General features: G+C 66.5%; 22 protein-coding genes. 1 reads left to right on the top strand and 21 read right to left on the bottom strand.

Features of this window, described 5'->3' with window-relative positions; translation table 11 throughout:
• Nucleotides 1-305: 305 nt before the first annotated feature.
• From ABZ385_RS06745 to ABZ385_RS06730, 4 genes are all read right to left on the bottom strand, one after another.
• The gene (locus tag ABZ385_RS06745; protein WP_358910109.1) at nucleotides 306-515 is read right to left on the bottom strand and encodes a hypothetical protein; all 210 of its coding nucleotides are present in this window, start codon (nucleotides 513-515) and stop codon (nucleotides 306-308) included.
• Nucleotides 516-519: 4 nt separating this feature from the next.
• Nucleotides 520-1,584: an N-acetylmuramoyl-L-alanine amidase gene (locus tag ABZ385_RS06740; RefSeq protein ID WP_358910107.1), complete on the bottom strand. Its 1,065-nt coding sequence runs from the start codon at nucleotides 1,582-1,584 to the stop codon at nucleotides 520-522.
• Nucleotides 1,585-1,640: 56 nt separating this feature from the next.
• Nucleotides 1,641-2,000 (bottom strand): hypothetical protein, encoded by a 360-nt coding sequence (locus tag ABZ385_RS06735; RefSeq protein ID WP_358910106.1) that lies wholly within the window; start codon nucleotides 1,998-2,000, stop codon nucleotides 1,641-1,643.
• A 572-nt stretch (nucleotides 2,001-2,572) separates the two neighbouring features.
• Entirely contained in the window at nucleotides 2,573-2,698 is a 126-nt protein-coding gene (locus ABZ385_RS06730; RefSeq protein WP_358910105.1) for a hypothetical protein, read from the bottom strand.
• Nucleotides 2,699-2,974: 276 nt separating this feature from the next.
• Between ABZ385_RS06730 and ABZ385_RS06725 the strand changes: the two genes are divergently transcribed.
• On the top strand, nucleotides 2,975-3,832 hold the full coding sequence (locus ABZ385_RS06725) for a hypothetical protein (protein ID WP_358910103.1): 858 nt from the start codon (nucleotides 2,975-2,977) through the stop codon (nucleotides 3,830-3,832).
• A 213-nt stretch (nucleotides 3,833-4,045) separates the two neighbouring features.
• Here ABZ385_RS06725 and ABZ385_RS06720 read toward each other — a convergent pair whose 3' ends face one another.
• The 17 genes from ABZ385_RS06720 to fxlM form a co-directional block, all read right to left on the bottom strand.
• Nucleotides 4,046-5,356 carry a hypothetical protein gene (locus tag ABZ385_RS06720; RefSeq protein WP_358910101.1) on the bottom strand — a complete coding sequence of 437 codons (1,311 nt, stop codon included), beginning with the start codon at nucleotides 5,354-5,356 and terminating at the stop codon, nucleotides 4,046-4,048.
• A 16-nt stretch (nucleotides 5,357-5,372) separates the two neighbouring features.
• Nucleotides 5,373-6,449, bottom strand: a complete 1,077-nt coding sequence (locus ABZ385_RS06715) for a hypothetical protein (protein WP_358910099.1) — start codon at nucleotides 6,447-6,449, stop codon at nucleotides 5,373-5,375.
• 21 nt (nucleotides 6,450-6,470) lie between these two features.
• Nucleotides 6,471-7,403, bottom strand: coding sequence for a hypothetical protein (locus ABZ385_RS06710; protein ID WP_358910097.1), 933 nt, complete (start codon nucleotides 7,401-7,403; stop codon nucleotides 6,471-6,473).
• Nucleotides 7,400-8,311: a hypothetical protein gene (locus tag ABZ385_RS06705; protein WP_358910095.1), complete on the bottom strand. Its 912-nt coding sequence runs from the start codon at nucleotides 8,309-8,311 to the stop codon at nucleotides 7,400-7,402. Before ABZ385_RS06705 ends, ABZ385_RS06710 begins: the two co-directional genes overlap by 4 nt.
• Complete coding sequence (locus tag ABZ385_RS06700; protein ID WP_358910093.1) at nucleotides 8,308-13,284, bottom strand: phage tail tape measure protein; 4,977 nt, start codon at nucleotides 13,282-13,284, stop codon at nucleotides 8,308-8,310. Before ABZ385_RS06700 ends, ABZ385_RS06705 begins: the two co-directional genes overlap by 4 nt.
• Nucleotides 13,285-13,346: 62 nt before the next feature.
• Entirely contained in the window at nucleotides 13,347-13,556 is a 210-nt protein-coding gene (locus ABZ385_RS06695; protein ID WP_358910092.1) for a hypothetical protein, read from the bottom strand.
• Between the two features lie 116 nt (nucleotides 13,557-13,672).
• Nucleotides 13,673-14,266 (bottom strand): hypothetical protein, encoded by a 594-nt coding sequence (locus ABZ385_RS06690; protein ID WP_358910090.1) that lies wholly within the window; start codon nucleotides 14,264-14,266, stop codon nucleotides 13,673-13,675.
• Nucleotides 14,263-14,697 (bottom strand): hypothetical protein, encoded by a 435-nt coding sequence (locus tag ABZ385_RS06685; protein ID WP_358910088.1) that lies wholly within the window; start codon nucleotides 14,695-14,697, stop codon nucleotides 14,263-14,265. The genes ABZ385_RS06690 and ABZ385_RS06685 overlap by 4 nt, the downstream gene beginning before the upstream one ends.
• A 320-nt stretch (nucleotides 14,698-15,017) precedes the next feature.
• A complete protein-coding gene (locus tag ABZ385_RS06680; protein WP_358910086.1) occupies nucleotides 15,018-15,587 on the bottom strand; it encodes an SMI1/KNR4 family protein in 570 nt (189 codons plus the stop codon).
• 87 nt (nucleotides 15,588-15,674) lie between these two features.
• Entirely contained in the window at nucleotides 15,675-18,041 is a 2,367-nt protein-coding gene (locus ABZ385_RS06675; RefSeq protein ID WP_358910084.1) for a hypothetical protein, read from the bottom strand.
• Nucleotides 18,042-18,666: 625 nt separating this feature from the next.
• Nucleotides 18,667-19,083 (bottom strand): hypothetical protein, encoded by a 417-nt coding sequence (locus tag ABZ385_RS06670; protein WP_358910082.1) that lies wholly within the window; start codon nucleotides 19,081-19,083, stop codon nucleotides 18,667-18,669.
• A gap of 14 nt (nucleotides 19,084-19,097) precedes the next feature.
• Nucleotides 19,098-19,337, bottom strand: coding sequence for a hypothetical protein (locus tag ABZ385_RS06665; RefSeq protein WP_358910080.1), 240 nt, complete (start codon nucleotides 19,335-19,337; stop codon nucleotides 19,098-19,100).
• Nucleotides 19,334-19,735 (bottom strand): HK97 gp10 family phage protein, encoded by a 402-nt coding sequence (locus tag ABZ385_RS06660; RefSeq protein WP_358910078.1) that lies wholly within the window; start codon nucleotides 19,733-19,735, stop codon nucleotides 19,334-19,336. Before ABZ385_RS06660 ends, ABZ385_RS06665 begins: the two co-directional genes overlap by 4 nt.
• Nucleotides 19,732-20,154, bottom strand: a complete 423-nt coding sequence (locus ABZ385_RS06655; RefSeq protein WP_358910076.1) for a DUF6093 family protein — start codon at nucleotides 20,152-20,154, stop codon at nucleotides 19,732-19,734. The genes ABZ385_RS06660 and ABZ385_RS06655 overlap by 4 nt, the downstream gene beginning before the upstream one ends.
• Nucleotides 20,147-20,515, bottom strand: a complete 369-nt coding sequence (locus ABZ385_RS06650; protein ID WP_358910074.1) for a hypothetical protein — start codon at nucleotides 20,513-20,515, stop codon at nucleotides 20,147-20,149. Before ABZ385_RS06650 ends, ABZ385_RS06655 begins: the two co-directional genes overlap by 8 nt.
• Nucleotides 20,516-20,779: 264 nt before the next feature.
• Complete coding sequence (locus ABZ385_RS06645; protein WP_358910072.1) at nucleotides 20,780-21,883, bottom strand: hypothetical protein; 1,104 nt, start codon at nucleotides 21,881-21,883, stop codon at nucleotides 20,780-20,782.
• 1 nt (nucleotide 21,884) lies between these two features.
• Nucleotides 21,885-23,969, bottom strand: coding sequence for a methyltransferase, FxLD system (fxlM, locus tag ABZ385_RS06640; protein WP_358910070.1), 2,085 nt, complete (start codon nucleotides 23,967-23,969; stop codon nucleotides 21,885-21,887).
• Nucleotides 23,970-23,982 lie beyond the last annotated feature (13 nt).

Genomic DNA, 23,982 nt, shown 5'->3' with positions numbered 1-23,982 from the left:
GGCCTGTCACACGGCTGATCGTCAATGGAGTCCCCCTCCACCCCAAGCGTGCGGCGGCAGCCGCATCAGCAGATGAAGGCAACCACGATCTGCACACGCCCGCCGAGGAGATGCCAACTTACGCTCGGATGAGTGATTTTGGGAGTCAGCGGCGACACTGATTGGTTCCGGAAAGCGCACCCCGATCTCCTGGGGACTGCTCGGCCTGGCCCCCTACCTCCCTTGCCGGGCACGAATCAGCGATCCCTTCCCCGCGAGTACATGCGGGGAAGGGATCGCGCCAGATTGCTACGTCGCCGTTACGGCTATGCCACAGCGGGCGGCTCCTGATGAAGGGCCTTGGCCGTCTTGCGGTCCTCCACCCGCTGAACGGCCTCACCGGTACCGAGGATCGCGGCGACCAGGGCGAGGATGAGCCCCGTCGGCAGGCCATCCACGAAGTAGGCGACGAGGGCCAGCGCCGCGGCGGCGATCGTGTAGAGGCGGGTGCTGTGCGCGTGAATGAAGTCGATCAACGTTCTACTTCCCGTAGGCAAGTTCGTGCAGGAGACTCCAGCCCCGGCGGCCGATCGCCGGATCGTCGGGGTGACCTGCGGTGAAAAGGTTGTGCTTCCGGTTGAAGGCGGCGACGGCCTTCTGCGTCTGCGGCCCGTACGCGTCGGACAGCGGCACCGACCGGTCAAGCCAGCCAGCGTCCTTCAGCGCCTTCTGGAGACCCTGCGCAGACGGTGCCGAGCGGCCCGGAGCAAGACCCTCCGGAAACGGAGGAGCGGAGTAGGAGCCGGCGCTCGACTTCCCCGGAACGGTGAGCTTCTGCCCCGCCTTGATCACGAACGGCTTCTTGATCTTGTTGGCCTGGGCGAGAACCTCCCAGCGGACGCCGAGCTTCTTGCCGATCCCAGACAGCGTGTCGCCGCTCTTGACCACGTAGGTCGACGAGCCCGCCGGCGAACCCCCCGCTGAGCCGCTGTTCGAACCTGCGGCAGACGGCTTCGACTTCAGCCGGGCAGCCACGCGCTCGCGCAGCCAACTTATGGTGAAGCCCTTGGGGTCAACCTTGCCGGGCTGCCACTCCTTGTGGCCGATCACGCTCGCCGCGCTCCAGCCGTGTGCGCGGCACAGCGCCGCCGCCGCCCGCTCGATCGCCTCAAGCTGCGCCTTCGGCCACGGGTCCGTGCCATCACCGCGGTTCTCGCACTCGAAGCCGTAGAAGTGCGTGTTGCCGTCGGTGTCCGCCTCGTTCGCAGCGGGAAGCCCGCGCTCGGCGATGACGGCCCGCAGCACGTCACCATCACCGCGGCCCGCGTGGTTCGTTCGGCCGTGACCGATCAGGTACACGGTGCCGTCCTTGGCGATCATGCCGTGACACAGCGGCCCCGGCAGACCCGCGTAACCGCGCTCAACGATGCTGACCGTATTGCTGGTACCCGAGGTCACGGTGTGGTGGATCACCACACCGTTCACCGGACCAAACGGCCCCTTGTGGTTCCTGTTGTGGGTTCTCCACCCCGGCCGCTCCACCACGTGCACGCCTTCGGCGCGCAGCGCGGCAACGAGACGATCGGCACTGATAGGTGTCGCCACGATCGGCGCTCACTATTCTCCCCGCACCCCAACTACAACCCCTGGCCCCAGGCCTGCTACGAAGCGGTACCTCGAGAGACGAGCCACAGCTGGAGGGCCATCCAAAGCACCGGCGAGACGAACGAGCTGAACACCAGCCGACGCGTCGCCATCGCCTGCGCCTGATCCTCGCGGCGCTGCTGCTCCGTGCGCTCCAGACTCTGATCAACTTCGGCCCTCAACGTGCCAAAACCCGTCTCAAGACGTGCGATCCGCTGCTCCACGCCGCGCTGATCCGCCCGGTACACGTCCTCGGTCACAACGTGATCAAGACGTGCCGCCAGCCGTGCGAGGTCGCCACGAAGATCCTCTCGGAGCTGCGAGACGGCGCGGTGCAGCTCCCAGAGCGTCGGCTCGGCGCTGGGAGGCATGGACACTGCGATCACTCCTGAGCAGCCCCGAGCCCTACCGTGATCGTACGGGGGTGAAGAAGAAGGGCCTCTGACCTGCCCCTTTGCTGTGCCGACTCGATGGCGTGCAGCAAAGGGCGACCGCCACGTGACGTCGGCTGGGTCACCGTTCTGGCCTGTGAAGAAGAGCTGGAAAGGGCACGCAACTGCAACGGAGAAGAGTCCGAATGATGATTGAAGATTTAACGATAAGTGCTGAGTGGAGACGTCTCCAATGCGAGAGCCACTCAGGGTCTTACAGCAAGTCTGATGTATCGAAGTTGGGATGTGACACGCAAAGCTTGCCGTTCCACTGCTGTGGGTTACCGCAATCAACTAGGCTCGGGAGTGCCCGCCAAGAGATGAGAACTTAGACATAACCTTCTGAGGACTTTGACAGATGTGATGTCGCAGCGAGCTTGACCGCCAACAAGCCCGCACTCGTCCTTACGCACAGCACGGTGCCCCCGCCCGCACCACGCAGGGTGCAGGACAGGGGCGCCCTGTGGGAGCGGCCGCAGAGCCGCCGACCCCGATGGGTCAAGCATCGGGGTCGGCTTCTACGACATGGCCTCCACGAGCCCGGTTGCCACCGCGGACGCGAACGCGGATACGACCGCGCCGATGACGATCAACGCCAGCTCGCGGCGACCCAGCCGCTGAAGCCACTCCCTGTACTTACGCATGCGGAACCTCCTGTTAGTCGTCCCCGATCCCGATGGCCGGGACGTGGGTGAGACAGAAGGGGCAGCGCGTACGCACGAGTTGAGGGTAAGCCGAACACCACGCTCAGCGACGCCATTTGGTGAAAACCGGGCCGCCGCAGCTCGCGTCTACGGACGTAGAGCGCGAGACACCGTTGCCGAAACAGCGGAGGAGCCCTTTTGCCGCTTGGGGCCCCGGGCCTCCCTAAGTCCGCCAGAGTGGTGCTCGGTCGCCCCAACGGCGGAAGGACGCCCCCCATGGTCGGAAGCTTCTTGTACTGGTCGGACCGCGCCATCCAGAGGCTCGCGGAAGATAACGGCGTCGAGTTGACGGGCCGAGCGCGCTGGACGGTGGGCATCGGCGCCGGGGGTCTCCAGGCGGGCCTCGGGGGTCGGGAGCGCCTCACCCGCAACCGGCTGGAGGAGGCACGGCGAGTACGGCGAGCACTGGGCAGAGCCGTGATCGAAGACTTCGCCATGCCGCCGCCCGCCGCGTTCATTCAGGTCACCGGGCGGGTCTCGTTCGCTCAGTTTGAGGGGATTTACGCGAAAAACCCGGGGGCGCTACTGCACCTCCAGACACGTAGCCCGGCGGGCCAACGAACCGACGTCTGTCTGTTCGGGAGCCAGGACAACGTCAGCGGCTTCGGCCCCTGGGACGACTTCGAAGGCGGCTGGATCTCCTCCGAGGCGCCCGCGGTCGACAAGTTGCTCCGGGCCGGCGACGGAGACGGGCCCCCGACCGAAGACGATGCGGAAGCCCTCGCTGTCGAGGCACTGAAGATCGCCCTGCACCAAGGGATGACGGGTACCGACGAGGAACACGTAGGCCGCCCCGAGACCCGCGGTTACACCGTTGGTCACAACGGCGACTGCACTGTGCTCGCGAGGGTCTACACCGACGTCGTCCTGGAGGCTGGTCGGTGGCACTTCCATGAAGGAGACCCGCTTGCCGGTGCTGAACGGATCATCGTGGGCAGGCCGTTGTGGGTTCGAGCCGTGCACCCTGAGGCGACCATCCGGTACGCGGACCTCCGGGGTGGGACGCGATGGCGCTGGTTGCGAAGGATGCGCCTGCTGCCGCGACGCCAGCCCAGAACGGGAACGGCACCGTGATGAGCTGGGTGGGCCAGCAGGCTCTAGGCCGGGGAGGCGTGAAGGGGTTCGAGATCGGTGAAAGGCTGACCGCACCGCATGCAGATCCCGCGGTAGATGGGTGGCTCCGCGTTCGCATAGAAGATCGCTGTGAACGGCCGCCCCGCTACAGGGCATTCCGGTGTGCGGCAGGTGGCGGTCATGGTGACCGGTATCGGGTCGTCCATGGGTGGTTCAGTCCTCTCCGATGATCATCCAGTGCACGAGGGTTGGTGTGGTGTTGGTGCGGTGCACCCAGATGGTCAGGCCGCTCGATGAGACAGCCGTGACGCCGACCCCGACGACGGTCTTGCCGGGCACGGAGGTGACGGGGGTGACGAACGCCCGGAAGTTCTTCCCCTTGATGTTCCCGCCGCTCAAGGTGATGGACGTGGGTTTGTTCGCCACCGGGGTGACGGTCGCCGTGCCCATGGAGACGTTGTCCGACCGCAGCACGCCCGCCGCCCGGATCGATGCCGCGGACAGGGTGGCGGCGCCCGGCCGCAGCGACAGGCTGCCTCCGTCCTCCCCGGACCCAAGTTGTGCCGAGTTCTTGCTGAGGAAGAGGCGCCCGCCGGCCGGTTTGGCTCCCCTGGCGGTGATGCGCTCCGCGGCGAAGAAGTCGTTGCCGAAGAACGTCCGCCACCGGTAGACGCCGTTGTCGTCCGTGTCGGTGAACGTCCCCGAGTTGATGCCGATGTTCGCGTCCGAAGGGCTGGAGCCGCTGACGTTGATGTAGGCCTGGTTCGAACCGTCGACGGACGCCCAATAGATGAACGGATAGACGTCGTTTGGCTCCATGCCGATCGCCGAGCCGTTCGTGCCGATCGCCCGCAGCCGGGCCGCGTTCAGGACGATGCGCGGCCCCTCAGCGGCAGTCTGCACCGTGGCGCCGGTGATGATCTTGCCGTTGATCGCGTCCGCGTCCAGGAGGTCCGCGGTGATCGCCCCAGCAGCAACATGATCGCGCCGCACGACCCCTTGGCCCAGGTCCTCGGACGCGGCCCGGCGCGCTGTGGCCTCCACCGCCTCGGACGGCGGCCCGGGAGTGCCGGAGGTGTTCACGGCGACCAAGCGCACCCACACGGGCCCGTAGTGATTGACCGCCACGGTCACCGACGCCCCCGACGCAGCCTCGATCGTCGTGGTGGGCCAACGCAGATCCGGTTGCCCGGCGCGTGAGGACAGGACGTGCACCTGCACGCGGGACAGATCCAGCGGCGCCGGTTGCCCGCCGGCGAAGGCGCCGTCCCAGGTGATGCGCACGCCACCGAGCACCGGCTCCACCACGGCCGGGGAGGGCATGGGCGGCCGGGGGCCGTTGACCGCGGTGACGCCGCTGGTGCCATCCGGCTGCTGGCCGATGACCGCGCGCAGCGAGCCGTTCTCGTCGTACACGTCGACCGCGCCGTTCTCCAGGCTGGCGTTGACCAGCTTAGGGGCACGGATCATGGTCTGCACGAGCTTTTCCAGGCGGGCCAGGCGGGCGCCGATGTCGTTACGCACAAGAGTTCCTTCGAGGTCAGGCGGCGGTCGCGTACTGGTGGGCGCCGGCCGGTTCGAGCTGGAGCTGGGCCATCTCGCCCGAGTCGGTGTCGGGGCGGATCGTGAAGCCGGTGATGCGGCACCAGCCCGACCAGTTCGCCCACTCATCGCGCACCGAGACCTGCACGTCATCACCGACCTGCCACGATCCGATCGGCGCGGCAGGATGATCGCGGACGGTGATCTCCTCGACGTGCCCGAGGCTCTGCCGCCAGGCCCGCTCCCTGCGGGCCCGCTGCGCGAGCGCATCGCGGCCGCGCACCTCCGGCAGCTCCAGGACGTGCTCCAGGCGTAGCCGTTTGTTGCGCACCGCGTCGATGGCCCGCTGTTGTGAACGCCCCTCACCGGCGCCTGTGGCGATCACGACCTGCGCGTACTCGTCCGCGCTGTAGGTGACCGGCGTATGGCCGACGATGTTGGTGTCCGAGCTGAACGCGATGTCGCTGCGGCGCGCCCCCAGACGCGGGTAGCCGACCCGGATCCGCCGCACCGGATGCCGGTCCTTGCCCCACCAGGTGGTGCAGGTGTAGTCCGGCGCATCAGGCGCCTTGATCAGATCGTCGAAGAGGTCGCCGAGCACCGGCGTTTCCCACCAGCGTGAATGCCACGGCTCTGCCGGGCTGCCCACCTTGGCCGTCGACGTCGTGTCGTCCACGGTGATGCCCAGGCTGCCGTCCGGGACCGACTGCGCGTAGGTGACGATGTCCCGCATCACCCGGCACGGGTCGGCGTTCACGTACGGGCCGCGCCCGCCCAGCTCCCCGTCCAGGTCATGCCGGTACTGCAAATACGACGACCACCCCGCGGCCTCGACCTGCATCGTGCCGCCGTCCGGTTCGGTCTGCCAGACGATGCCGCCCCACCGGATGCGCCCGCCCTCCTCGGCGTACAGCAGCGTGTTCCCCGGGTCCGTCAGCCCAGGATGCGACCACGCCAGACGAGGAGACAGTGCGCCCCGCAGATGGCCCGGCCCGTTCAAGTCCGGGCCGAACTCCACCCCCCGCAGAGGCAGATCATGGGACAGCCACTCGCCGGTCAGGGCGTGCTGCGTCAAATACCGGTACGCCACCGACCGCTACACCGGGCCTTCGGTGAACTCGACATCGGCGATGATCGACGTACCCCCGTCGACACTCAGGTCACCCTTCCAGTCCTTCGCCATCTTCGCCTGCATGTACAGCACCTGCGTGGTGCCCCGGTAGGAGGCGGGCAGCGTCAAGGTGTCCGCGACCACCGTCGTCTGCCGACGTACGACCTGGCCCTGGTTGTCGTCCACGACCGTGTCCTGGCCGTGAACCGTGCCGAACACGAGCTGGAGCTTCCCGTACAGCGAGTCGAAGTCCATCCGCAGACCCGCCACCGTGATGGTCACGATCATCTTCGTCGCCCACGCCGGCACCGGTATCTGCCAGCGCGCCTCGGGCGGCCAGTCATGCCACTTGTCGTCGTCCTTCCACGCCTTGCTCATCTTCGTCGGATATGCCGTGTAGAGGGTGCGCTCCCTGCGCGGGTTCGCCACCCGTCGCAGATCACGGATCATCCCCGCGGTGACCGTCCCCGTGCTCGCGGGCAGATCGACACGAGCCAACGGCACCCCCGTCACCCCCTTGGGCACTACAGAGGCGGTGGAGGACACGTTGGGGATCACGTCGAAGAAGTTGACCGCGTCCTTCGCCGGATCGAGGCCGCCCTCAAACTCCGGGTCCTGCACCCGCAGCACGATCAGATCCGAACGCGGCGCAGCACCCGTCGGCGCGATATCCACCGTCGCCGTGCCGATGTTGTACGCCGTGTACGAGCCCTGCCACGCCGACGCCTTCCCGCGGATCACCGCAGAGCCGTCCGCGATCTGCACCCCGCCACCCGGAACAGGCAGAGGCGCCACCTTGAGGTCGGCGGCCTCGGTCACCCCCTCCGATCCGTGCGACAGATCCTTGATCATCTGCCGGAACGTCTGGGCACTGTGGGTAGCGCCGTTCACCAGCAGCGGGGCCTGGGCGAGCGTCATCGAACGAGGTTCTCCTTCGGGTTCACGAGGGTCTTGAACGCGTCACGCCACACCACCGTCAGGCGGGCGGACGCAGTGGGATCGGCAGCGGTCCAGCGCACTTCGCTGCGGCCCTTTGGCAGCCGGAAGCTGCCCAGCGGCGAGGTGGTCGCGACGGTGCCGCCGTCCTGCCGCGTCACCGTGCGGCGCCCGGGCCGGGTATCGACCCGCACGTATTCGCCCGCCGGCACAGTGATCCCCAGATCGATACGCCGCCCCGTCTCCACATGAGTGATCACCGGGTTCGCGCACGGCCCGTGCACGGTGATCACCGGGTAGGCGTCGACGGTGCCGTTGTTGGTCACCCAGCCCGGCCGGTCCTGCCCCGACTGGTCGCCATCGCTCACCCGGATCGGCGCCTGAACCGGGGCGGTGAATCCGCCACCGGACAGCCAGCCCAGCCGCAGCCCCACCGACTGCTCGACGTCGGCGTAATACCGCGAATCGGGAGCGGTGAACTCAAGATCGAGAGGAACCCAGCCCAACGCGGCCTGCCCCCACGACGCTTCCACCTTGCGCAGCCGCCCGAACAGGACTCGGACCGGAGCACCGGGCCATTTGATGCGCAGCGCGGTCACCGCGCCGCCCACCGTGCGGACCCGCGGATCATCGGCGGCTTCCTCCAGCTGGGCGACGATACGGGCCGCAGCAACAGGATCGCCCGGCGTCTTCACACCGCAGTCGATGCGCAGCGTGCGCGCCTCGTACCAGTCCGCGCCGAGCCATGCCCCATCCGCGTTCGGCTGCTCCACCACCTCACCCCGCACAGCGGGACGGGCCAGGCCCTCGATCTGCGCGACCGGCACGCTCGTGCCGTGCCCGAGCCGCACCCCGGCAATCTCCAACTGGAAATCGGTGAGTTCACTCATCGCAGGACACCGCCTCGGCGGGCACGCCGCATCTGATAGGAGACGGTCGCCGCGATGTCGTCGGCCGTGGCGGCAGACCCGGAGACGTGGATCGTCTGCTGTCCGATCGCCGGAGCCTGGTGTACCACCGTGATCCGCCCGCGCCCGGCGTGCGCGTCGACCAGCCGACGCGGGGCGAGGCCGTATCCGAACCGGTCCGCAGTCTCAGCCAGCACCGCTGTTGCCCGGCCCCGCTTCGCGCCGGCGTGCGGGATGTAGGACTCCGCGACCGTCTCGGGCTCCGCGAACTTGATCAGCCCCTGGGGTGAGGAGTACACGCCCGGCTCCCAAATCCCGCCGTTCGCGTACGCCTTGCCCGCGTTCGCCTTCACCAGGTCGGACAAGAACCGGTCGGCCTTGCCCGTTTTCCTGATGTGACTCTTTGCGAGGTTCCCGACCTCGATAATTCGGTCCTCGGCCAGCCCCGTCGCCTCGGCCACCGAGTGGATGCCCTTGTTCTTCGACAGGGCCCCGACCAGCTTCACCAGGTCCGCGAGCTGGTCACCGTCGAGAGAGGTCGCCGCCTTCTTCGCCGCGGTGTTGGCCTTCTGCGCCTTCTTGCGGTCCTTCACCGCCTGAGCGGCCAGCGCCTCCGCGTTCTCATCGCCCTGCTCGGCCAGGCGCTGCGCGAGCGCCGTGTACCCGCGCGAAGCAAGCGTGGTCAGGTTCTTCTGGAACGCGCTGTTGTTCTTGACGGCGTTGTTCAACTGGCCGGTGAAATCGTTCAGCGTTGCCCGCGCCGTACCAGCGAGCTTGGTGAGCTGGCTGGCCATGTCACGCACGTACCGGTTCGAGCCGTGAGCCATCTTCCGGGTCAGCGCGACACCGTCTTCGCCCATGTCCTCCAACGCCTTGGCGACATCCGTGCCCGCCCTGCGAGCCACCGTCGCCAGGTCATTGCGCCAGCTCTTTGCCGTGTGTACGGAGCGGCGCAGGTTCTTCTCGAACAGGCGCAGGTCGAAGTGCTCCTTGCCGCCCTTGCCCTTGCGCTGTGACTTGGGAATCACGTCCGACACCGTCAGCCCGGAGGAACCCAGCGGCTGATAGGACCAGTCGGACAGGCCGCCGGAGGCGTTGTAGACGACCTGGCCGCCAAAGCGCCGAGCCACCTCGTTCAAAATGATCTTCGAGCGCGCCCGCTTACTGGGGGCCAAAGGGAGGTAAGCCTCGCCCTGAGTCTCGTCCTCCGCCCACACTCGCCAGGTGCCGCCGCGCGCGATCTGCGCGACATGGTTCTCCTTGCGGACGCCGCCGTCCGCGTAGGTGACGATGCCGCCATCGGCCTTGCCAAGCCGGTACCCGTCCTTGTCGGGCCCGTAGTTGCCGCCCTGCTGGTGAACGGTGTTGATGTACTCGGTCCGGTAGACGCCGATGCCGATGGTCTTGCCGTGCAAGCTGTCGATGGCGCCCTGGATCGTGGCCACGTTGCCCGTCGCGGCGCCGACCGGCACCGACACGTAGACGTTCTTGCTCGCCGGGATGGCGGTGATCGAGAAGCCGAGCGCCTCTAGCTGCCGCCGGGCCTCCGCCGTGGGCGCGCTGATGGGGATCATCCGGCCGGGCGGGAGACCGGCGATCTTCTGCTTGACCTCCTCCAGGCTGGTGATCGTCGACTGCGTCGCCGACGTGACACTGACCTTCTTGCTGCCGGGGGTCTCCGCGATCTTCGCGATCAACGAGTCCAGGTCTGTGCGCGCGGTCTCGGTGGGTGCGGTGACCTCGACGCGACGGTCCTTGAGATCGTGGATCTTGAAACCGAGGTCCTCCAGGTCCGCACGAGCATCGTCGGACAGGGTGGCGATGGTGATCGTCTTCTTGTCCGGGTCGGCCTTCAGCGTCTGCTGGACGGCGATGAGCTCGGCCATCGCCTCATCCATGCCGGCCGTCTGCAAGACGAGCGACACCTGCTCAGGCACCAGACCCGCACTGTCCGCCAGCCTCGTTGCCTGCTCCGCAGACAGGCCGAACCCTTCAGCGGTGGACAGCGCCGACTCACGGGCCGTCGCCATCTGCGCCTGCGCGGCCTTCAACGCCTCCGGCACGGTCTTCCCGGACGCCTCCGCGTACTGGTACGAGGCCAGCGCGGCATCCGCGGAATTCGTCGAGAGGCCTTGCAGAAGGTCGTACAGCTTCTGGCCGTTGCGGGTGACGGTCGACAGCGAGCCGTCCATGTTCAGCAGGGACTTGCCGTATCCCTGCGCATGGTCGACCCCGCCCTTCAGGGCGTCGGACGCATCCGACACGGACCGGTTCAACCGGCTCTCCGCCGCAGACAGGTCCACCGATCCGCCCGCGAGGATGTTCAGCGCATCGTGCAGGGCGCGGGCCCGCGAGTCCGCGTCCGCGGTCGTGTCCGACAGGCGGCGCATCGCGTCGGAGAACTGCCCGAACGGTCCCACCGCACTGGCCGCCGAACGCCCCCCAGACCCTGTGGCGTCCGCGAGATCCTTGGCGTCCTTCACGGCGTGCGACATCTCGCCCTTGACCGAGCCCAGCGCATCCGCGGCCCGGCCCGCCGCGAGGCCTTGGTCGTTGTAGGCCTTCGCCGCGCCACCCTGCGTCGCGACCCACTCGACGTTGGCCTCCGCCGTGTCGTTCAGCCGCTTCTGCAGGGCGTCGAGGCCGCCGTCCTGGCCCAGGTAGGCGTCCGTGAGCTCACGAGCCTTCACCCCGGCCTTCGACATGACGTCGACCAGCCGTTCCTTGCCGTCGAAGACCTTCGTGTCCATGACGGACTGCGCGGCTACCGCGCGAACGTTGCCGTTGATGGCACCGTTCGACTCTTGCAACGCCTGGGTGAGACTGCTGATCCGCGACTGGTGCTCCGCCGCTGCCTGAGCTGCCTGCTGCTGATGCGAGGCGAGCATCGACAGCGCCACACCCGCACCTGCGAGCGCCACACCCCACGGGCCGCCCAGCGCCCCCATCAGCCCTCGGGCAGCGCCACCGACCCCAGCGCCGATCGCCCTCGCCACCCCGGTGATCGGGCCGGAGGCGCTGCGGAACGCGCTGGTCATCTGCCCGATGACCGGAATCCGCGTCTGCATCACGGCCAGGGCTTGTCCAATGCGGCCGATGGACTGCCCCTGCGCGGAGGCGAGCCGCTCCTGCACCCGCATCTGGTCCCCGAGCGACCGGTACGCGCCGACCACAGGACCGGACACGGTCTGCCCCAGGCGCGCCATCACCGGGGCGACCCTGCGGGCCATCAGCATCGCGACGATCGCCGTCTGAATGGGGCCGGGCAGAGCACCGAAGGCGCGCACCAGTCCGGCGACGACATGCCCGATCGGGACCAGCACGGCTGAGGCGGCGCCGGCACCGGAGGAGATCAGGTTCAGGGCCGTGACGATGATGTCGAGCGCCGTCCCACCAGCATCGGCCTCCTCGGCGACATCGCTGATGGATTCCGCCACGGGCGCCGCAGCCGAGGCCGCGTTGTCGAGAACATCGAGGAGCGCGTGCCCCGCGTTCACCAACACGTTCACGCCCGCTGCGGCAGCGTCGAAAGCCAGGTCCTTCACCGGCCCGCCCAGCCCACCGAGGGCGCCCTTCACCTCACTCAGCCCGGCCGAGACGGCCTTCGACGCCGACGGCCCGGCCAGCGTGTAGAGGTCGTGGACGTAATCCAGGGCCCCTGCGATACCGGGCGTCGCAGCGGAGATCCCTGCGGTCAACAGCCGGGTGACCTTCTCCAGACCCGGCGCGGCCGCCGTGTACAGAACCTGACCGGCGTTCTTCGCCTGCGTCTTGAGGTGGGTGACCGCACCTGATAGCCCCTTGGTCTGCGAGGCGGCGATCTCACCCGCTGCCCCCGTCCGCGCGATCGCGGTGTGCATCTGGTCGAAGGACTCGACACCCTGGTGTGCCAGCGCCGACGCACCCGCCAGAGCAGGCTTGCCGACCACATCGGCCAGAGAGCCCAGGAACTCCTTCTGCGACATCCGGTGCTGGGCCTTCTCCAGACCCTCGACCACCGTGCGCAGGCCCTTGAAGTTGCCCTGGGCGTCGAACGCCTCGATCCCAAGCTCGGCCAGGCCCTGCCTGGCCCGCGCGGTGGGGCGCGCCAGGTTGGTGAGCATCCCGCGCAGGGACGTTCCTGCTTTGGAGCCGAGGATGCCGGAACGGGCCAGCATCGCCACCGCTGTGGACGTGTCCTCGATCGAGATGCCCAGCTGAGCGGCGACAGGGCCGGTGTAGGACATCGCGTAGTAGATGTCCTGCAAGCCGCCCGAAGCGGCGTTCGCCGATGCGGCCAGCACATCGGCGGCACGTCCGGCGTGGTTCGAGCTGAGCCCGAACTGGTCCATGACGTCGCCCAGGTAGCGGGCGGAATCGGCGGCGCTGAGGTTGTCAGCTGCGGCCAGCTGCATCGCCGCGCGGGCGTTGGCAATGCTCGACGTAGATGTCTGGCCCGCCTTGGCGAGCTCCAGCATCGCGTCCGCAGCCTTCGCCGCCGACGTACCGGGCAGTTGCAGGTCCGCCCCCAGCTCGCGGGCCTTGGCGGCGGCCTGCACCATCTCCTGCCCGTTGGCATTGGTGACCGCGCCCCACTTGTTGATCGCGCGCTGGTACTCGTTGCCTTCCTTCGCGATCTCCGCGAGCCCGGCGACGATGCCCCCGCCAACGAGCAGGCCGCGCAGGTGGTGGGCTTCCTGCCGGGCGCTGAGCAGCCCCTGACGCAGTTGCCGCATCGAGGCATGCCCGTCCGCGCCGACACGACGTAGCCCCGCCCGGGCCCGGTCCGCGTCACGGCCCAGGCCCCGAAGCCCCGAAGCGGAGCCCCGGGCGCCCGAGCCGATCTGGCGAAGGTTCCGGTTGAGGGCATCGGTGTCCCGGCCCAGCCTGCGCATCGCGCGCGAGGCCTGCCGGATCTCCGACAGGAGGTTCGTGAAGTCCGCTCGCGCCTGAACGCTGAGCGTGTAGGACGACACCCGCCGGCGCCCTTACTCCCCACGCGCCCTCTCGAAACCCCGCCCCTCACCCACCCACCCGACTACGCGCGCGGGATCAACCCGATGCGCACCCCGTAGCCGTCGGCCCCATCGGGTACCTGGTCCTGCTCGTGCGCGATCAGCTCGCAGCCCGGGCAGCGCACCGTCGTGGTGACGTACGCGAACCGGTCCCCACCGTGCTCCTCGTCCCACTCCGCAGGCCGGGTCCCGCACCCGTCACAGACGCTGCGCCGGAAGGCGGCGAACGCCAACGCCTTCGCGCGGTCCAGCTCACTCCAACGTCCGTCGCCTGCCCCGAGGAACTGCGAGTGCGGGATGGCGTACCGGTCGCACAGCCCCAGCTCCGCCCGGAGCTGTGCGTCCGTGATCAGCCTTTTCCCAGCTCCACGGTGGACGTACGCACAATCTGCTGCGCCTGCCACGCTGCCGCGAACAGCGCGTTCGACTCTGCGACTGGCCACGAGTCGAGCAGATCCTGGGCGTCCGCCTCGCTCATACCCTCCACCGTCGCCCCGTGATCATCCCGTTCGATGTGTGCCGCGGCGATCAGCGCGGCGGGGAACGTCTCCGGATTCCATGCGTCACCGTCCTCGGCCTGAGCCTCGGTCGGGGGGAACCTCTTGATCAGTCCGTCCAGAATGGGCCGGGGCAGGGCCTTGAACGTCAGCTCCGTGGAAACGTTGTCGAAGAACTCCTGTGCCTCTTCGACGGCCTGTTCTGCCGCGAGCGTCGCCTCGCTGTAATCGCGCCCGTTCTCCGCGTCCGCCCTGCGGCAGCGCGCGAGCTCACGCAGTGTCTCGTCCAGGTGCTGCTTGGCGTGCAGGTCATCGCAGATCACCAGCGTGTACTCGGGGAGCTGCCGGGCCCGCAGCTTCGCCAGCTTCGCTGCCCAATGCGCATCCTTCGCCACGGCGGCGGCCGGTGCGACAGGTGCCTTCACGTCGCTCGTCACCGGCGTCACTTCTCCACCTTCGGCGGGACAGTGGCAGCCGGGATCGCGGCATCCTGCATCGGCTTCTCGGTGATCGAGAAGCTGACGGTGAACTTGGCGGCCTCGTTGTCCGTCGAGTAGTTCGGACTGCGGGAGCCGACACGCACCGGAAACACGTCCATGGACCGCGAGCCGGGAACGTCGCCCTTGCGCAGGAAGACGACCCAGCCGGTTTCGTCCTTCTTGAGGAGCTGCTCGATGTCGTCCGACACCTTGTCCTCGTAGAAGCCGAGGCTGCTGTCATCGGCCTGGTCGGTGCCAGGGATCTTCGACTCGAATGTCGAACCGAGGTCGGGAACGTCGATGGCCTGGTTCGACAGGGCCCAACCGTCGATCGCGGCGATGGCATCCGTGAGATCAGTGCCGGCGACGAGCTCAGCGCGGGTGGGCACGTGACTCATGTCATTGATGCTGTTGAGCCACAGCACGCGGGTTACGCCGCGCCGGGAAAACTTCTTAACCTGCAAGGCTTGCTGTCCGATTCCGGGACGGCAACCCCGAGGATTTAGAGGCCCCGCCCCTCGACGACTGTCGGGGAACCGGCCCAAACCAGAAGTGGCTGGGCGTCCGCGCGGGGCCTCCGCGGTGAGGAGCAGGAGGCACTGCCGAAGACGGGCCGTGGCTGCATAGCGATCACGATACAGCGGCCAACGAACACCGTGCTGGCCACGTCCTACAGCACTTGATCAGCCACGAAAGGAATCACCTTTCACGACGTGCCCTAACCCCTCACGTTGGCCCAGACGAGTGTTCCCGGAAAGTCGGTGTCCATATCGATGGCCCGCCACTCGGCACCGTCACCCATGACGGCGATCCACGGGGGTGGGGATGCCAGGGCGTTTCCGATGACTTCGAGCGCGGCCGACAGGGATGCCCACGCCGGGCTTTCGAACCAGCAGTAGCCCGTTTCCTCGACGTCCCAGGACCCGAGATGCCCCGTCTGGGTGTCGACGACGAGCTGCATCTCGCCCAGCGCGCCGATCGGCACGATCAAGCGGCTGTCGCCCCAGCCGTAGTGATCGTTTTCCAGCTTGTACTCGAGCGTTCCGAGATGCTCCTCAGCAATCCGACTGACGCTGCAGAGCGTGTACTTGGACGGGAGGACGTCGGTGGACCCCGACCCGTTGTGCCGTAACAGTGATTGCTCGACATCCTCTGGCAGCCGCACGCCAAGCACGTTGTAGAGGTCGTCCAGCTCGGAGCGGGTGCACGGACCCGGCAGAGGCTGTTCTTGCGGAGCGTACTGGTCCAGCCAGCGTTCGATCTTCTCCCACGACTCATCCACCGACACGTGTCCTCCACTCGACGAGAGACCGACATGTGGTGCCGGTCCCGCCGTAGCGGGACCGGCACAACCTAGGAAATCATCAGACGCATGCTACGGGCACGGGTTGGTCAGCACTCCCGCCACGGGACGCTGTTGTTCCCGGCAAGCTGTACGCGTCTGCTTGGATTGTGTCTCGTACGTGACCTCGCTCCTGACCTCTCTGAGGCTCTTGGCTGTCAGAGTGAAGGACACGAAGCGAGGCCGGTAGATGGTGGGATCTCGGTAGTGGGCGCCGCTAGAGGCAACGCTGTTGTCGAAGTTGTTCACGTTGTAGGACATGGTCCAGCGGCTCCCTGACGCCAGGGACGGATGGACGTGAGCGTTGTAGGAGAAGCACCTGCCGTCTTCTTCCTTGCCCGCGGCCACGCAGTCCCCGAAGGGCACGGGGCCCCCTTCGGGCATCCGGAAGACCTCGTCGTCGCCATCCATATGCCCGAAGGCGCCGAAGGGGTCGCAGCCGAACCACAGGCGGACCTTTCCGCTGAACGCGTCCGTGCTGTCCTGACTGATGACCACGAAGTTGCCCTTGAACGGCGTGACGCTGTATTCGTTAGAGATACCGGTCAGAGCGGTGTCGCCTTCGGTTTCTCCGTACATCCATGAGCTGCGGCTTGAGTTGAGGTACTGCCACTTCTCGGGCTGGGCGATGTTGGTGCCCTTGACACGGGCGATTCTCATGCCCTTGTTCACGGCTTTGCTGTCGACACCGTAAATGTATGTATAGCCGTCACCGCTCTGCTCGGCGGACATGACGGCCGATCCCCACTGGATACCCGTGTCGGAGCGAAGTGGCTGAATCGATGCCGGTTTTGTGAGATTGCTGGTGTCGAACGTCGCGACCATAGATCGCTTGATCTTGAATTCCCAGGCTCCCGGGCCGTACTTGTACCACTCGTGGAAGACGACCTGAAGGTGTTCCTTCCCACCGATGGTGGTCACGAGGCCGTCCCCGAGCCAGTACCAGTGCCCCGACGCCGGCTGGGGCATGATCGCTTGCTTGTCAGGGCCAGTGATGGTGGTCAGATTGTCCCCGACCTGGGCCACGAACGTACTGTTGATCAGCGGCGCGGTCAGGGGCCGCGTGCCGTTGTCGTTCAAGGGGCCGAGGAAGGTGTCGGAAAAGAGCCACAGGCGGCGGCCGTCACCGAGTGTCACGCTGTAGGTGGAATCACCTCCGGTCCATCCATCGCGTGTCGTTTCCGCGTACTTATTGAAAAGGGCTTCCGGGTAGGCTTCCGGCTCTGCCTGTTTGGCCTCAACAACGGAATTCGCCGGACACTGGCTGTAGCTGACAGGCGCCGCGACGCCAGAAGGTTTGGCGGGCCCTCCATAGTCACCGCCCGCCGGAGTGACCAAATGGACGTAAAACTTGTCCTTATTGAGCATGCGATTGACCCGGTAGAATGCTGCGAGGTCCTGTCCGGCAGTTTTGTTGTGACTGCTCGTAATGGGGTCTACGGAAAAGTGCCTGAATCCGTCATTGGGGGATTGCTTACTCGCACCTTCGACTGCGCCCTCGTATGTTGACGCATACGGGTACTCGTCACACTGGCGGTCATAACCCGCCGATGTTGCGTAATCCGCCCCGTAGAATTTTTCGCACTGACTCACGGACTTAGTCCGGTTAGCCTCCTTCTTTGCGCCACCCTTCTCGTAAAGGCGTGTAAGCGGGTCCTTGCTCTTCGGTGATCCAGGAATATATTTTTTATGCGCTGATGACGGCTCGGTGTCATCCGGGGTGTTCTGCGCTCTCCATACGTGCTTAGTCTGCTCTTCCCACTGCGGACGAGAGTCGAATGCATATGTTACTGGTTGGCCGTCATCGAATACGCAGCCTTTCCACTTCCCGACGTAATGTGCCGAGTCGCATCGGAAGGGAACGCCTTCGATCCGGTTTATTTCTGCCGCCGAGAATTCGATACCGAATTTGTGTCGAGCAACCTTGTCGCCTGTGAGGGATCCCTCCGGCGAGGAGAAGGTGATCCACTGGTTCGAACCGGTCGGCTCATCGCGCCACTTCTGCAATGTATCGGTCCGGTTGCCCGTGACACTGCAGTTCGAGCCGCAGTCGCCCTTTATGCCGAATTGCTGGCCCCAGTTCGGACTCCCGGTGGTGCGCCAGTTATCCAACTGAACCCACACATCCACATTGCGGTTACTCGCTTCCCCTGTTGTCCCCAGGGCCGTGAGCCTGAACCTGATCGAGTCGTCGCCATCCACGTACAGGATGTCTCCCATGGCGCACCAGTGCGTACGGTCCATGATCTTGTGGATCTTGCCGCCCGAATAAGGGGCGTTTCGGCACGTGTTCATGTCTGTTTGCGCGACCGAGCTTCGCTTTTGGGATGCCCGTTCCTCATAACCAGGAGAGTTCCGGTACATGTACCGGGAAAGGTCCATTCTCTCTTCAGGGGTCATCGGCCCCTTCTGTCGTTCCCAAGTTACGACCTCCTTCCTCGCTGCCGGTGGGTTGCTCCCGTCAGAGTCTTGCGCCGCCGTCAGTGCCGTTGCGACTAGGGCCGCGACGATGAGAGCGATCAGGGTGCGTAACGGGCGTCTTCGCTTCAACCTGTGCCATCCAAATATGCAGGGAGTTGCTGGAGCGCACACAGTGAAGTAGATGGGGATGGCATCCGGCAAGGTCTGGCTGCGTGTCGAGCCGCAGATGGCTCAAACCTCCCTGGCTCCCCGCCTGATGAGATTCACAACCGGAATGACATCCAAAGGGAGAGCCGTCTTCAAACTCCCTGCACAAGGCATGTGAGTGGTGTGACGCACGATGCTGAATGGAACGTCCGGCTCAGCCCTTGATCGAGGAACGTCTGGTTCGGGCCACTGCGAGTTCCGCCTGCGGGTCTGAGGAACGGACAGTGAACCTTGCTTGAGCTGCTGGTGCCGCGAGGCATCTAGTCGGACCGTCCGCCGGTATTGACGCGGCGCCAACTGATAGACGGCATACGGCGCCGGACTGTTCACTAGGCGAGAGACGGGAGGTGGCGTCGTCCGCTCATGCAAGTATGTGCTGGCACCTGCACCTCTGCCCTTATGAGGTTTCCGAAGCTGATAGCTCATACCGCTGGACCGCGGTCACCACGTCCACGTCAGCCCCGGCCTCCTCCAAGCCGTCGTCGAGGAGTAGCTGTCTTGCCCAGACGTCGGTGCCTGGCGCTTTGATTTGGTACACCCACTGACCCGAAGCTCCGCGAGCAAGCACAGCGCGCCGTACCTGGTCCGCTAGCCACTCGGCCTGGTCCTCTCGATCGGCCACCACCGTCACCTGGTACACGAAGTGGGCATCCTCCGTCTTGTCGGCCAAGGGTGCGCCGGTGTACCGGCTCTCCAGCGGGTAGAGCACCGAGTAAGGCCTGGGACAGGGGTGCCCGGCAACGAGAGGCAGCCGCCCACGACCACAAGGCTTCCCCGTAGCCACGGCGAGCATGGCCTGGAAGGCCGCGGTCACGTCGGCTCTGTCGATCACAAGTCACCGCCAGCGAAGTACGCGGCAGCGGGCCCTTCGACGCTGATCACTCCGTACCGGCACAAGCCGAGTGCGTCCCACTCCATCACTCCGGGAGTCGTGAGGATCGACAGAGTCCGCTCCCCGTCCTCATCCAGAACCTCCGCCACGACCACTGCACGGGCCAGGAGGCCGCGCTCGTGCTCGGCGAGCACCCCAGCCAGAGCTTCCTCAAGGTTGTCGGCAATGTCGGTCACAGCTCCTCCGCCACCGCTTGACCGAGCGCATGAACCAACAGGGGCCCGAAGGCGCTAACTGCCGGGCCTAGGTGAGGGAACGGACGCTGGTTGTAGTGGCGCCCCAAGCTGTCCACGCCGACGAAGCCGAACTCCAGCCGGCGCCCTTGGGGGGCATTGGTGCCGACCTCGGCCACGATCACCGGGCCCGTCCGGTGGACATCGGACTGCCATGATGCCCGGTACTGACCGGTGATCACGCGAGGCCCGGGCCGCCCAGATGCATTGTGCTGCACCTGCATTACCAAGGCCTTCGCGCTGTACCGCATCGCCGTCTCGGCTGCGTTCACCGCTGCCCTGCCGTTGCGACTGAGTGCGCCAGCAAGATCCGACGGGTGATGAAAGCCACCACCGCTCACCCGGTCACCGGCTTCCGGTTGTGCTCCTCCAGCCACACCGTGCGCAACACGGGAAACGACGACACTTCGCCTTGCGCGGTGACCCGGTACTTCCGGCCCACCGCCTGCCCGTCACGGGCCTCAACTACTAGGACGGAGTCGTCCTCCCGCAACTCGGGTGCGTCCAGGGGCAGCAGAAGCCGGTATCCGGCAAGTACCTCCTCGACCCATGCACCGTTCAGCCCGGCACCTTTGGTGCGGATCCGCTCCTGATGGGCGTACAGGCCCGCCTTATCCGCATACACGGTCACCACAGCCCCCGGCACGAGATCGCCGGTCGCTGGGTCCAGCACGTCCTCACCAGCGTCACGGCTGACGCGGATCATGTCCGGCATCAGATGGCGTTCGGCGAAGTGGGCTATCCCTGACTGATCAAGCACTCGCAGCCCACTCCTTCAGCTGCGCCAGCACCCCGCGAGTCAGCTCGCCCGGCTGCCTGTCCAAGTCATTTCGGTCGAGCACAGCCTCATCGAGCTGCTGCCAGTCCACTGCGTCCAGGAAGCCGATCACCACATGCCGGACATCAGCGGGTGCCACGACCACCTCGGCCATGCCGTCGAACTGTGTACCCCGCCAACCCTGCTGCACGTACAAAGTGATTTCTGGGCCCTCGTCGGCGGTCTGCGTGATCCGATACGCCTCGACTGCGGACGCCACATCATGCCCATCGACCTCAATCACAGCGGGCTCGCCCGGGCGGGCCGCGATCCGAACTCGACGGGGCTCCACAAACGTGCTCATGCCTTTGACTCTAGGTGCGCGAACCGCACAACCCGCAGAGCGACGGAACACGTCCGATCTTGGCTGACGTAACGTGATCTGAGTTCCATCCGAGCTTGCTGGCTGCACTGCTCAATCGGTGCTCCGCCCCTACTCACCGGAGCGGAGCACCGGCGCAAACCGCGTGATCCAATAAGCGCAAGCACCTGAGGTATTTGGTCCCAGGCAGCGGGTGGGACGGTGAATCCAGATGCGCGGAGTAGGTCCGCGCAAGACCGTTCTCATTCAGAGAGCAGGGTGCCGTCCAGCAAGGTGGTGGTTCGCTACCTGGGTACTGAGTTCCACGGCACCCAAGAGACTTTGCTGCAAGTGCGCAGGGATGCGGCCCTGCCCGAGACCAGTCGATATCAATAGGTCTGACACCGTGTGCAACTCGTCTTGGGTCATCCGGTCACGACACGTTGCGTGATCGAGTACATCCCGGGCGACGTACCCGTCTGCATGTGTGATCGCGCCTTGGATGAGTTGCCGGGCCAACCCGAACTGCTGGTTGTGAGAGGAGAGGTCGAGCATGGCCAGCCCAACACGGCTTCGGAATACCGCAAGTTCGGGCGTCTGGTCGAGCGCCTGGTACTGCTTCACCATGGTGGCGGTGGAGCCGGCATTGCGCGCTCCGGCTGCGGTGAGACAGAGCATGGCGAGGCACGCAGCGACAGGGCGTTCCCAGGCCTCCGACAAGGTGCTGTTGCTGAGGAATTCCAGAGCTTCCTTGGGCTGGCCATCGAGGCAGCGGCCCAGTACCTCCACCTGCCGTCCATCGAAGAGGCGCTTGCCTATACCTCGGAGCTGCTCGCAGTGTGTCCGTGCGCGTCCCCATTGGCCTGCTGTGACGAGAGCCCGGGTGCCGTCGCCGAGGAGGATGGTCCATAGCCATTGGCACACCTGTTGATGGTCGACCGTGGAGTGCGTGAGGTGTCGGAAGGAAATGGGGTGGCCATCGATGACCGCTTCTGACTTCGCTTTCACTGCTTGGTTGAGGGAGTCGAGCAGTTGGTACGCGCCGGCGCCGTCACCGTCGCGGATACGTAGGCGGGCCAGGTTGACCAGGGGCTCCAGCGCGTACCGGGCTTCCTGCGCGCCCAGGGGCTGGGCGCGCAGGAAGCCTTGGGTGTGGCGCCAGCACAGAACGCGCGCCAATTCCGGCAGGCCGCAGTCACTCGCGATCAGCGCCGCCTTATTCAGCGCGACGGTCGCAGAGGTCACCTTGGCCTCTCGCTTGGCGGCGTCAGCCAGGTCGCTGATCTCCCGGACCCGGTCCGCGAGGGACGGGCAGGGCGGGTGCGGGCGGGCGACCAGGGGGAAACGCCGTGCTATCTGGCCGACGTCCATGTCACTGCCATTCGATGACGATGCGGTTCAGCTCATTGTCGAAGGCGAAGCGACCGGGTTTCGACGTGGAGGGCGCCGCGTCGAGCGGCTGGATCTCGAAGCCGACGTCGAGGCTGCGGAAGTCACGGTCCCAGGTCTGGACCTGCTCGGCGACGCGTCCGGCCAGCGCCTGCGCGTCGGGGCCGTGTCCGATGACACCGAACTCGTACAGGGTGGCGCCATCGGGGGCCTTCTCGGCGGCCGGTCGCCGGGTGAGGTAGGTGAGCGTGCCGCCCTCGACGACCGCGGTGGAGGACGGGTAGGGCGCCGTGAGAAGGCCGTTTTCGACGGCTTCGGGCTGTGCGGGCATCCGGCTCAGCCCGTTGGGCATGGTGCAGGTGAGCCACAGCTCCAGGTACTCCGCCGACTCCGGACCCCGGAAGGTGACGCCCGTCCACACCTCGGCGCGCGGCTGCCGGAAGATGTCGCTCAGGGCGTCGGGGTCGACCGTCTGGTCTCCGTTGGTGACGAGGGTGACGGTGTTGTCAGGGTCCAGGGAGACGAAGACGCGCGGGTCGTCGGCGATGCCCCGCCGCAACGGCATGAACGTGTTCATCTGGCTGCCGACGCTGCGCCAGGCTCCGTCCTGGTGCTCGAAGGCGATCGAGCGGGAGACGCTGCCGCGCAGGCGCAGCGGGGTGAGGAGGCGTCCGCCGGGGGCGAGCTGGTCGAGCCAGGCGTGAGGCACACCGTGCGCGCCGACCGTGGCGATGATGCGGTCATACGGTGCGTTCGGGGCGTGGCCTACTGCTCCGTCCCCGAGGATCACTTCCACGTTGTGGATGTCGGCTGCGGCCAGTCCGGCACGGGCGCCGTCCACGATGTCCTCGTCGACGTCGATCGTGGTGACGTGGCCCTTCTCTCCGACGAGATAGCCGAGGAGACCGGCGTTGAAGCCGGTGCCGGCCCCGAGTTCCAGGACTTTCTGGCCGGGCTCGACCTCGAGCTGGTCCAGCATCATGCCGACGATGTCGGGCTGGGAGGCGCAGCTGATGGACGTGCCGCTTTCGTCGAGCTTGGTGTTCACCGGGGCGTTCCCGTACGCCTTCTTCAGCGGGGCGTTCGGGAGGAAGAGGTGCCGGGGTACCGTCCGCATGGCTTCCTCCACGTGGGGCGTGCTCACCCATCCGTTTTCGACCAGGTGGTCGATCAGCTGATGGCGCAGGCGGTCGGCTGAACTGGCTTCGATGGTGTCACTGTTCACCCCGGTGACCGTAGTGGTCTGCGGCCTCGCAGCTTGGTCGGACGCGGCGTTGTCGCTCGTTCCCATGACTACCTCTTTCGCGAGTGTTGACAAGGTGTGCTGGTCCTGTGCTGGCAGGCCCAGGCGGTTCCAGTGGAAGATCGCGTGGTGGGCGATCACAGCTCGCAGCCCGCGCTCCAGGCGGCCCTGGCGGTTGAGGTCTGCGAGCTGCTGGCCGAACCACTCGAACGTGGCTATCCAGTCGGCCAGGGGTGTAAGGCAGCCCTCGGTGACGCTGCTGCTCGTGGCGCTGACGTCGACCGTCATGAGGCGATGGACGGCCGCCTTGTGCCGTTGAGAGTGCCGAGCGTTGTCACCGCGGCGTTCAGCTGCGACCCGCGCCCAGACGTCGCCCTGCTCGTACCAGTCGAGTCCCGCTGCGCGCATCGCCACGCTGAGCAGGAGGACCCCCAGCTCACGGCGCCCGAGCCCGGTCGCCGTCTGCTCGCGGGCCATCTCCTCCAGGAGGTGATGGCTGTCGTAGTGGAACAGGGTGTGCGCGATCTTCATGGCGGCCGGACCGCCGAAGGCCGTCTCTTCCGGCTCGTAGATGCCCCGCGTCCACGAGGCGAGGACACCAGCAGCGACCAGCTCGTCCAGAGCAGCGTCCAAGCCCTTGGCGGAGTCCGGGCCCGCGGGCCGGTATCGCACCCGCCACGAGGGGAACTTCCGCAGGAACGACCACTGCCCCAGGTCCGGTTCCAGGTCAATCAGCACCGGAAGCAGGTACTGGACGGCGGTGGTCTCCGTGCGGTCCCAGTCGGTGAACCGGATGAGGCGCTGTGGCCATTCGTCCGCTGCCATGTTCTCTCTCCTC

This window comes from Streptomyces sp. NPDC005898, from assembly GCF_040629635.1.
GTDB lineage: Bacteria > Actinomycetota > Actinomycetes > Streptomycetales > Streptomycetaceae > Streptomyces.
Note: the sequence above shows the minus strand (reverse complement) of the source record. Positions and strands in the feature narration are given on the sequence as shown.

Coding starts and splice junctions, on each gene's coding strand:
- ABZ385_RS06685 (WP_358910088.1), bottom strand. CDS start 14,697: ATGAGTCACGTGCCCACCCGCGCTGAGCTCGTCGCCGGCACTGATCTC.
- ABZ385_RS06730 (WP_358910105.1), bottom strand. CDS start 2,698: ATGCGTAAGTACAGGGAGTGGCTTCAGCGGCTGGGTCGCCGCGAGCTG.
- ABZ385_RS06645 (WP_358910072.1), bottom strand. CDS start 21,883: ATGGACGTCGGCCAGATAGCACGGCGTTTCCCCCTGGTCGCCCGCCCG.
- ABZ385_RS06650 (WP_358910074.1), bottom strand. CDS start 20,515: ATGAGCACGTTTGTGGAGCCCCGTCGAGTTCGGATCGCGGCCCGCCCG.
- ABZ385_RS06725 (WP_358910103.1), top strand. CDS start 2,975: ATGGTCGGAAGCTTCTTGTACTGGTCGGACCGCGCCATCCAGAGGCTC.
- ABZ385_RS06705 (WP_358910095.1), bottom strand. CDS start 8,311: ATGAGTGAACTCACCGATTTCCAGTTGGAGATTGCCGGGGTGCGGCTC.
- ABZ385_RS06710 (WP_358910097.1), bottom strand. CDS start 7,403: ATGACGCTCGCCCAGGCCCCGCTGCTGGTGAACGGCGCTACCCACAGT.
- fxlM (WP_358910070.1), bottom strand. CDS start 23,969: ATGGCAGCGGACGAATGGCCACAGCGCCTCATCCGGTTCACCGACTGG.
- ABZ385_RS06675 (WP_358910084.1), bottom strand. CDS start 18,041: ATGACCCCTGAAGAGAGAATGGACCTTTCCCGGTACATGTACCGGAAC.